This is a genomic window from Bradyrhizobium sp. (assembly GCF_019242285.1).
Lineage (GTDB): Bacteria > Pseudomonadota > Alphaproteobacteria > Rhizobiales > Xanthobacteraceae > Bradyrhizobium.
This window is the reverse complement of record NZ_JAFAVV010000220.1, coordinates 1-7,910: the sequence shown is the minus strand read 5'-3', so window position 1 is coordinate 7,910 and position 7,910 is coordinate 1. Positions and strand designations below refer to the sequence as shown.

11 protein-coding genes and 2 pseudogenes are annotated in these 7,910 nt (G+C 63.7%); 7 read left to right on the top strand and 6 right to left on the bottom strand.

Annotation, left to right across the window (positions count from 1 at the left end; genetic code table 11):
* The coding region (locus JOY90_RS08460) for a CDP-alcohol phosphatidyltransferase family protein (protein WP_367276896.1) at positions 1 to 141 on the bottom strand (141 nt) is incomplete at its 3' end.
* Positions 142 to 288: 147 nt separating this feature from the next.
* Here JOY90_RS08460 and purM point away from each other — a divergent pair.
* The gene (gene purM / locus JOY90_RS08455) at positions 289 to 1,359 is read left to right on the top strand and encodes a phosphoribosylformylglycinamidine cyclo-ligase (RefSeq protein ID WP_291690687.1); all 1,071 of its coding nucleotides are present in this window, start codon (positions 289 to 291) and stop codon (positions 1,357 to 1,359) included.
* A 4-nt stretch (positions 1,360 to 1,363) separates the two neighbouring features.
* A complete protein-coding gene (purN, locus tag JOY90_RS08450; RefSeq protein WP_291690686.1) occupies positions 1,364 to 2,017 on the top strand; it encodes a phosphoribosylglycinamide formyltransferase in 654 nt (217 codons plus the stop codon).
* A gap of 81 nt (positions 2,018 to 2,098) precedes the next feature.
* Here the strand turns inward: purN and JOY90_RS08445 are convergent, their stop codons facing one another.
* Positions 2,099 to 2,302, bottom strand: coding sequence for a cold-shock protein (locus tag JOY90_RS08445; RefSeq protein ID WP_291690685.1), 204 nt, complete (start codon positions 2,300 to 2,302; stop codon positions 2,099 to 2,101).
* Positions 2,303 to 2,557: 255 nt separating this feature from the next.
* Between JOY90_RS08445 and JOY90_RS08440 the strand changes: the two are divergent.
* Positions 2,558 to 2,786, top strand: a pseudogene (locus JOY90_RS08440) (autotransporter domain-containing protein); the annotation flags it as partial.
* A gap of 13 nt (positions 2,787 to 2,799) precedes the next feature.
* On the opposite strand, the gene JOY90_RS08435 reads toward JOY90_RS08440, so the two are convergent.
* The gene (locus tag JOY90_RS08435; RefSeq protein ID WP_291690684.1) at positions 2,800 to 3,846 is read right to left on the bottom strand and encodes a LysR family transcriptional regulator; all 1,047 of its coding nucleotides are present in this window, start codon (positions 3,844 to 3,846) and stop codon (positions 2,800 to 2,802) included.
* A 207-nt stretch (positions 3,847 to 4,053) separates the two neighbouring features.
* On the opposite strand from JOY90_RS08435, the gene JOY90_RS08430 reads away from it, so the two are divergent.
* From JOY90_RS08430 to JOY90_RS08420, 3 genes are read left to right on the top strand one after another with little or no spacing between them, the layout of a single operon-like run.
* The gene (locus tag JOY90_RS08430) at positions 4,054 to 4,527 is read left to right on the top strand and encodes a hypothetical protein (protein ID WP_291690683.1); all 474 of its coding nucleotides are present in this window, start codon (positions 4,054 to 4,056) and stop codon (positions 4,525 to 4,527) included.
* Positions 4,514 to 5,131, top strand: coding sequence for a GNAT family N-acetyltransferase (locus JOY90_RS08425; protein ID WP_291690682.1), 618 nt, complete (start codon positions 4,514 to 4,516; stop codon positions 5,129 to 5,131). Before JOY90_RS08430 ends, JOY90_RS08425 begins: the two co-directional genes overlap by 14 nt.
* Positions 5,132 to 5,136: 5 nt before the next feature.
* Positions 5,137 to 5,736 (top strand): isochorismatase family protein, encoded by a 600-nt coding sequence (locus tag JOY90_RS08420; protein ID WP_291690681.1) that lies wholly within the window; start codon positions 5,137 to 5,139, stop codon positions 5,734 to 5,736.
* Positions 5,737 to 5,740: 4 nt separating this feature from the next.
* Here JOY90_RS08420 and JOY90_RS08415 read toward each other — a convergent pair whose 3' ends face one another.
* Positions 5,741 to 5,914 (bottom strand): hypothetical protein, encoded by a 174-nt coding sequence (locus JOY90_RS08415; protein ID WP_291690680.1) that lies wholly within the window; start codon positions 5,912 to 5,914, stop codon positions 5,741 to 5,743.
* A 25-nt stretch (positions 5,915 to 5,939) separates the two neighbouring features.
* On the opposite strand from JOY90_RS08415, the gene JOY90_RS08410 reads away from it, so the two are divergent.
* Positions 5,940 to 6,119 (top strand): hypothetical protein, encoded by a 180-nt coding sequence (locus JOY90_RS08410; RefSeq protein ID WP_291690688.1) that lies wholly within the window; start codon positions 5,940 to 5,942, stop codon positions 6,117 to 6,119.
* A gap of 96 nt (positions 6,120 to 6,215) precedes the next feature.
* On the opposite strand, the gene rnd is transcribed toward JOY90_RS08410, so the two are convergent.
* Together rnd and JOY90_RS08400 are read right to left on the bottom strand one after the other, a co-directional pair.
* Positions 6,216 to 7,364: a ribonuclease D gene (gene rnd, locus JOY90_RS08405; RefSeq protein WP_291690679.1), complete on the bottom strand. Its 1,149-nt coding sequence runs from the start codon at positions 7,362 to 7,364 to the stop codon at positions 6,216 to 6,218.
* A gap of 348 nt (positions 7,365 to 7,712) precedes the next feature.
* Positions 7,713 to 7,910: pseudogene (locus JOY90_RS08400) on the bottom strand (hypothetical protein); the annotation flags it as partial.

The following is a 7,910-nucleotide window of genomic DNA, read 5'->3' as shown; positions in this document are numbered from 1 at the left end:
GACGGCGTCGCTGACGCCGGCGATGACGAAGATGGCGAAGGCAATCTCCATCTGGCCCGAGGCGATGGCACACACGATGACGGGCACCAGCAGGATCCGGCCCAGCGTGATCAGGTTCGGAATACTCGTTGGAATACTCACACGGCGCTTCCCGGCTACCGGTCGATCTGGCGAACAATGCCCGGCTGAACCGGTTGTTATCTACATAGTATATGCGCGCGATGCTTGCGAGCCATTGCACGGCGGCGCGATCCGACGTAACCAGCCGGTATCATTCTGGAAATGGGCATGACCGAAGGCAAGAACGGGCTCACTTATGCCGGTTCCGGTGTCGATATCGACGCCGGTAACCGCCTCGTCGATCTGATCAAGCCGATGGTGCGCGCGACCGCACGCGCCGGCGCCGACGCGGAGATCGGCGGGTTCGGCGGGTTGTTCGACCTGAGGGCTGCCGGGTTCAAGGATCCGGTGCTGGTCGCCGCCACGGATGGCGTCGGCACCAAGCTCAAGATCGCGATCGAGACCGGTATCCATGGCAGCATCGGCATCGACCTCGTGGCGATGTCGGTCAATGACCTCGTGGTGCAGGGCGCGGAGCCGCTGTTCTTCCTCGACTACTTCGCTTGCGGCAAGCTCGATCCGGAGACCGCGGCCACGATCGTCGCAGGCATCGCCGAGGCCTGCCGCGAATCAGGCTGCGCGCTGATCGGAGGCGAGACCGCCGAGATGCCCGGGCTGTATGCGGACGGGGATTACGATCTCGGCGGCTTCGCGGTCGGCGCGGCCGAGCGTGGCACGCTGCTGCCGCGCGCCGACATCGCAGCCGGCGACGCGGTGATCGGGCTTGCGTCCTCGGGCCTGCACTCCAACGGATTTTCGCTGGTGCGCAAGATCGTCCAGGAGTCCGGCCTTGCCTTCGACGCTCCGGCGCCGTTCGCACCGGTGATGACGCTCGGCGCGGCGCTCTTGACGCCGACCCGTCTCTACGTGAAGTCCTGCCTGCGCGCGATCAGGGAAAGCGGCGCGGTCAAGGGACTTGCGCACATCACCGGCGGCGGCTTCACCGACAACATTCCCCGCGTGCTGCCGAAGCATCTCGGCGTCGGAATCGACCTGCCGCGGCTGCCGGTGCTGCCGGTGTTCAAATGGCTGGCGGCGCAGGGCGGCGTTGCCGAGCTTGAGCTGCTGCGCACCTTCAATTGTGGCATCGGCATGATCGCGATCGTGCAAGCGGATGCGATCGAGAAGGTGACCGACGTCCTGGCCGCAAATGGCGAGAGCGCGACGCTGCTCGGCGAAGTCATCGCCGCGGCCGGCGAGCAGCGCGTCGTCTATGACGGCCATCTCAATCTCGAGTGACGCGATGAAGCGCCGTGTCGCCATCCTGATCTCCGGCCGCGGCTCGAACATGTCCGCGCTGATCAACGCCGCTCGCGCCGAGGACTATCCGGCCGCGATCGTCGCTGTCATCTCCAACCGGGCGGAGGCGGCCGGGCTCGCGAAGGCCACGGCGGCCGGCATTCCAGCGGAGGTCGTCGAGAGCAAACGGTTCGGCAAGGACCGCGCAGCCTTCGAGACGGCATTGCAGGCGGTGCTGGACCGGCACGGTGCCGAGCTGATCTGCCTCGGCGGCTTCATGCGGCTGTTCACGGCGGCGTTTGCGGAACGCTGGCATGGCCGGATGCTGAACATCCATCCGTCGCTGCTGCCGGCCTTTCCCGGGCTCGACCCGCACGGCCAGGCGCTCCGCGCAGGGGTGAAGATTTCCGGCGCCACCGTGCACTTCGTCACGCCCGAAACCGACGCGGGTCCGATCCTGATGCAGGGGGCGGTCGCCGTCAGCGACCACGACACCGCGGCGACCCTCGCCGAGCGGGTGCTCGAGGTCGAGCATCGAATCTATCCCGAGGCGCTGCGGCTGCTCGCCGGCGGCAAGGTTCGGCTGGTGGGGGACATCTGCGCGACGACCGTCGGTGCCGGCACCGGCAACTTCCTGATTTCGCCGCTCGTCTGCTAGCTGAATGTTCTCGGTGCACGGAAAATAAAGCCCCCGGCGGAGGCCAGGGGCGCAGCCACATTGCCGGTGCGGATCGGCGGGTTAGGAGACCTTCAGGTTTTCCGCGGAGCTCTTGCCGCGGTTTTCCACGAGGTCATATTCCACGACCTGATTTTCGTTGAGGGTCGAGAGTCCCGCACGCTCGACGGCTGAGATGTGGACGAACACGTCCTTGTCGCCGACCGTCGGCTTGATGAACCCATAACCCTTGGTCGCGTTGAACCACTTGACGGTACCCTTGGGCATCGCCTGTCTCCTGGTCTCGACACAAAAGACGCGGTCATGCTTTGCGCATGCCACGCCACAAACGGGCTTCCGGAAGTCTGCTCAATTTCCGAATCTCAGATTCAAGCTCGCGAAACGCACAGGCGAACGGCCAAAACCGATTGTGAAAGGATTGCAACACGAATTTGGGGCTTTAGCAAGATTGTGGCGCGGTCAGAGAGGCCGATTGCCGGGTTGATCCAGCGGCATCGAATTGTGGATGGCAGGCATAATGCCACCGGCGCGTTTCAGGAGATCGGAGGTCTTGATCCGCATGCCGTCAGCGGGGCGACGCTGGAGCGGTCAGGGCTTGTCGGTGCCGAGATCGGGCACTATTGGACTTTCGACGCCGGCGGCCTCGGCTTCACTCGGCCTGACCGGCGCCGCGCGCCTCTACCTCAACTACGACGGCAAGGTTCGCGAGGCGTTGCTATCGCACCAGGGCACGCTGGGCTTCGAAGACTGATGGTAGAGGCCGGTCAGGACGGGCTGGCCGCGATGTAGCCGGACAAGCCGAAGCTCTCGCGCGCGCCCTCCATCATCGGGACCAGCGCGTTCGGGTGAATGAACTCGTCCCTGAAGCAGGCATAGGTTCTGGGATCGAAAATCCGCTTCAACCAGTCGATCACGACCTTGTGCCGGTCGGAATTCCTGAACTCCTTGTGATAGGTCAGCCAAAGGTCCGCATAATGGCTGAATCCGTCCATGTCGACCGCGATCAGCGGCACGCCCAGCGCAATCGTCGAGGTCGGGAGGAAACCGATGCCCGCGCCTCGCTCGACCGCATACAGAACGCCGATGCTGGAATTCGTCTTGATGCCGACGATGCCTTCGAGCGACTTCAATCCGAGGATCCGGGCGTAGGCGCTGTCATCCACCTGCGGCGCATTCTGCTTGATGATCCTGTGATTCCTCAATTCGGCCATGGAGGAGGGCGTCCCGTACGCCTCCTGATATGCCTCCGAGGCGAAGGGATAGATATGTAGCCTGCCGAGCTTGGTAACGATGAGATCGGGATTGGTCGGTGGTTCGAGCTGGATCGCGATGTCGGATTCCAGCCGGGCGACGTCCGCCTGTTCCATCGCGCAGCGAAGGTCCACCGTGATCTTCCGATAGGTCTTCTGGAAATCGATCAGCCTCGGCAGAATCCAGAAATTGCCGGGCCCCTCGGTCACCGCGACACGCACCGTGCCGGCGGTGTCGTTGGCGGAATTTGCGGCGCGCCGGAAGACGTTGAAGGCGTGACGCTCCATCTCCATCACGTCGGTGATCATCGCCGAGCCCTCGTCGCTCAGCGTCAGGCCGCTCTGGTCGCGCAGGAACAATTTGCAGCCGATCCGCTCCTCGAGGCGGTCGATCCTGCGCATCAGCGTGGTGCTGGTGACCTGCAATTCTTCGGCGGCGTTGCGGAAGCTCTTGCACCTCGCGCACGCCAGGAAGGACTTCAAATCGTCCCAGGACGCGTCCAGGACCTCGTCGGTGCGGTGCTGCATCCCTGCAGCACCCCGTTGCAATAGTTGCTGCATACCCGAAATCCCTACCCGGTATGGTGTCTGCTCAGAGGTGGGAGGTGACGATAGATGCGCGATCCGGTTAAGAAAAGGGGCTCTTTGGCGGGGCGACACGACTTTGATTCGCTGCCGACCAATGCGGATGTCGAGGTGAGATGCGCGCGGTACACAGAGCTGCCACTTTTGGCAGAAATGGCGCATCGCCTCGTGCCGGGGGTCGAAATGTCCGCCGACACTCTTGGCAATTACTTCACATTCGATCCGGAGTCCATTCTGACGTTCGGTCGCAACGGCAGACTGCTCGGCGCGATCGCGTTCCTCTATCTCAATGACCGCGGCCATGATGCGCTGCTGCTCGACGAGATTTGTCTGACAAACCCGGAAATCGAATTGCTCGCCGCGGCCGGCGAAAAGGTGTCGGCGACGTATATCTGGGCCTGTGCGATCACCGGGCGCGGGATTTCCGGTTACGGCAAGGTTGCAGAACATCTGAGAAGGCCGCGCTACGCCAATGCCGACGTGTTCGCCCAGCCTTCGACCAGGGCGGGCCGCGACTGGCTGATCGCGACCTGCTTCGAGCCGATATCGAGCTTCCAGCCCGATCTCTGGTGCTACGAGCGGTCGTGGAATCGCCTGCCGACATCCGGAACGTCTTCGCGGATCGCAACCGGGAGCTACGCTCATGCTCGGCACTAGGCATTCGCTGCCGACGGATTCGCGCTCACGCGCCATCACCGTCCGCATTGCGCGCGATCCCAACGACCTCATGCTGGTGACGGCGATCCGTTCGGCGGTGTACCTCGCCGAGCAGGATTGCCCATTGGAAGAGGAGTTCGACGGCAACGATCTCGTTGCAGCGCACTTCATCGGTTTCATCGGCCAGGAACCCGCGGGCTGCCTGAGGGTACGCTTCTTCGGCGAATTCGCCAAGGTCGAGCGGCTTGCCGTGCGCCATCAGTATCGTCGTTCGCGGCTGTCGTTCAAGCTCGTGCAGGCGAGCGTGGAATATGTCAGGCGCAAGGGATTCAGGCGAATCTACGGCCAGGCCCAGGATCGGCTGGTGGACTTCTGGGCGCATTTCGGCGCCAAGCCGCTCGGCCACAACCGCAAGCTCACTTTCTCCGATTATTCCTACACTGAGATGGTGCTCGACCTCGAGCCCGGTCCCGACACGATCACGCTCGACAGCGATCCCTACGTCATCATCCGCCCCGAAGGCGATTGGGACCGGCCCGGCGTGCTCGATCTCTCCGCCAGCCGTGCAGCCTCGTCCCCGCTGCGCAATGTCTCGATAGGGTAGACCTGATGCTGGATCTTCACATGAATGCCTTTTCGGACAATGAGCCGCCGATCCTGATCTGCGCGGACCTGCAGATCGAGTATCTCACCGAGGGCCGCAGTCACGTGATCTCCGATGCCGAGGCGATCATGTCGCGTTGTCTCGAATTGATGACATTCTGGCGCGACCGGCTCTGGCCGGTCGTGCACCTGAAGCGGATCGCACAGGCCGCCTGGTTCAATCCGGCCTCGAACCTGACCAACTGGATCACTGAATTGAAGCCGAAGCCGGGCGAGCTCGCCTTCGAGCATCCGCTGCCGTCGGCCTACAGCTCGGCGCGTTTCGCCGAATACATGTCCAACATCAGGAACCTCCGCTGCGTGGCGCTGGGGTTTTCGCTGGACGAGACCATTCTCTCGACGGTCGTCGAGGGGTTTCACCGCAGTCACCGCTACCAGGTCGCCAGCGACGCGGTGGCTTGCCGCCGCGGCATGGGCGATGCGCTTTCCTACAAGCAGGCCGTGATCAGGGTGATCGGCAATTTCGCCGGAATCGAGGAAAGCGCCGGCCTCATCGGCGCGAGCGGCGGGGTTCTGCTGTCGACCGACGGTCGTCTGCTGCAATGAGCGTTCATTTCACCAGCCGCTCGGCGAGTTCGATGATCATGCGTCGGTCAGACAGGTCCGTGATCTTGTTGAATGCAATCACCAGCCGCAAACCCTCGGCGACCGTCGGATCGAGCTGATTTTCCCGAAGCTGCCGCGACAGTGTCTCAGCGGGAGGGTCGGATCTGTCCGTGCTCACCCAAAGCTCCAGCAACGAGTAGAAAATGATAACCCGCGAGGATGATCTCAAAGAGCTGGCAACCAGCCTCAGCGCGGCCATCGTGAAAGCGCGTCAGCTCAACTTACCCACCAGTGCCTACATCCTGTCAATGGCGCTTGTCGAAGTGTCCCAGGCGCTGAAGGGCGCCGTTCCGGATCGCGACGAGGGCAGCGCCGTGCGGTAGCGATCCACGCCGCGCCTCCGGCATAGTCGAGGTTCTCATTCACTCAAGCGGCGGTAACCGGCGGTGGATTCCGGACCGGGGCTGCCGGAAACATGGTCAGTTCCGATCGACCCTGACGACACGGCCACGCTCGATGGCGAGCGCCAGCCGGCCGTGCTTCAGTGCGAGCGCCGCCTCCCCGAACAGCTCGCGGCGCCAGCCATGCAGGGCAGGCACGTCGGCCTCGTCATCGGCTGCGATCTGCTCGAGATCGTCCACGGTCGCGATCACCTTGCTCGCGACCGCGTGACGCTCCGACGTCATCCGCAGCAGCACCTTCAAGAGCTCGACGATCGCCGCGCCGTTGGCGTTGTTGCGGGGCTTTTCGAGCTTCGGCAACGTCGTCGCATCGCGCGCGAGCCCGCGCTGCACCGCCGCGACGATGTCGGCGCCCCATTTCGAACGGTCGAAACCTTTCGGCAGCGAACGAAGATTGGCGAGCCGTTCCAGCGAGGTCGGCGCGTGGGTGGCGATGTCGCCGACCGCGTCGTCCTTCAGCACGCGGCTGCGGGGCACGTCGCGGCTCTGCGCTTCCTGCTCGCGCCAGGCTGCGACCTCCATCAGCACCGCAAGCTCCTTCGGCTTGCGCACCCGCGTCTTCAGCCGCTCCCAGGCGCGCTCGGGATGAAAGTCGTAGGTGCGCGGCGAGGTCAGAACCTCCATCTCCTCGCTCACCCAGTCGTTGCGGCAGCGCTTCTTGAGATCGGCGTCGAGCGCGCCGAAGACGTCGCGCAGATGGGTGACGTCGGAAACCGCATAGTGGATCTGTTCTGTGGTCAGCGGCCGCTTCGACCAGTCGGTGAAGCGGTGGGTCTTGTCCGGCCGGTGGCCGGTGATGCGCTCGACCAGTTGGTCGTAGGCGATGCTGTCGCCATAGCCGAGGACCATCGCCGCGACCTGGGTGTCGAAGATCGGGTGCGGCACGATGCCGGCCTGGTGCCAGACGATCTCGATGTCCTGCCGGGCGGCGTGGAACACCTTCAGCACCTTCTCGTTGGCCATCAGCTCGAAGAAGGGTTTCAGGTCGATGCCCTGGGCCAGCGCGTCGACCACCACGGCCTCATCAGGGCTCGCCATCTGCACGACGCAGAGCAAGGGGTAGTAGGTGGTTTCGCGCAGAAACTCGGTATCCACGGTGATGGTGGGATGCCGGGCGAAGCGGTCGCACACGGCGGCGAGTTCGGCGGTGGTCGTCGTCACATTCATGTCAACAGGCGTTTGGCTGAAAGCGCTGATATGTCAAGGGGCTTGAGGCGACCACGTGCCCTACATTTCAACCATGCGAGGGCCTTGCTCCGCCGCCTGGCGAGCGCCCCCACGCCCTGATCTCCGGCGGCGCGTCAGTGCGGACGGACGCGGTGCGAACGATCGGAGGCAGGCACGGCGATCACGACGACACAAAGCGCCAGCATCATCAATCCCATGAACTCGAAAACCAAGGCGTCCACGGCAATATCCTCCTTACAAAGTGGTTAGGTTTGTAGGGAGTGCGTTGACCGCTTCTTAACGGACCTCGCCGGGACGCTCGCTTGGTGTACGACCCGTTAACACAGCTCAGGTTCCGCAGAATGTCTGCAGCACGCGCTGCTCGGGCCTGGGCGGCTCGGCATAGGCCGCGAAGGCCGGCCGGTCCTCGTAAGGCGTTGCCAGCACCAGGTTGAGTTCCTCAAAAGCTGTGGTGTCGTCGTTGATCGCAGCCTGGATCACGGCCTCGATCCGGTGGTTGCGCGGGATGAAGGCCGGATTGACATC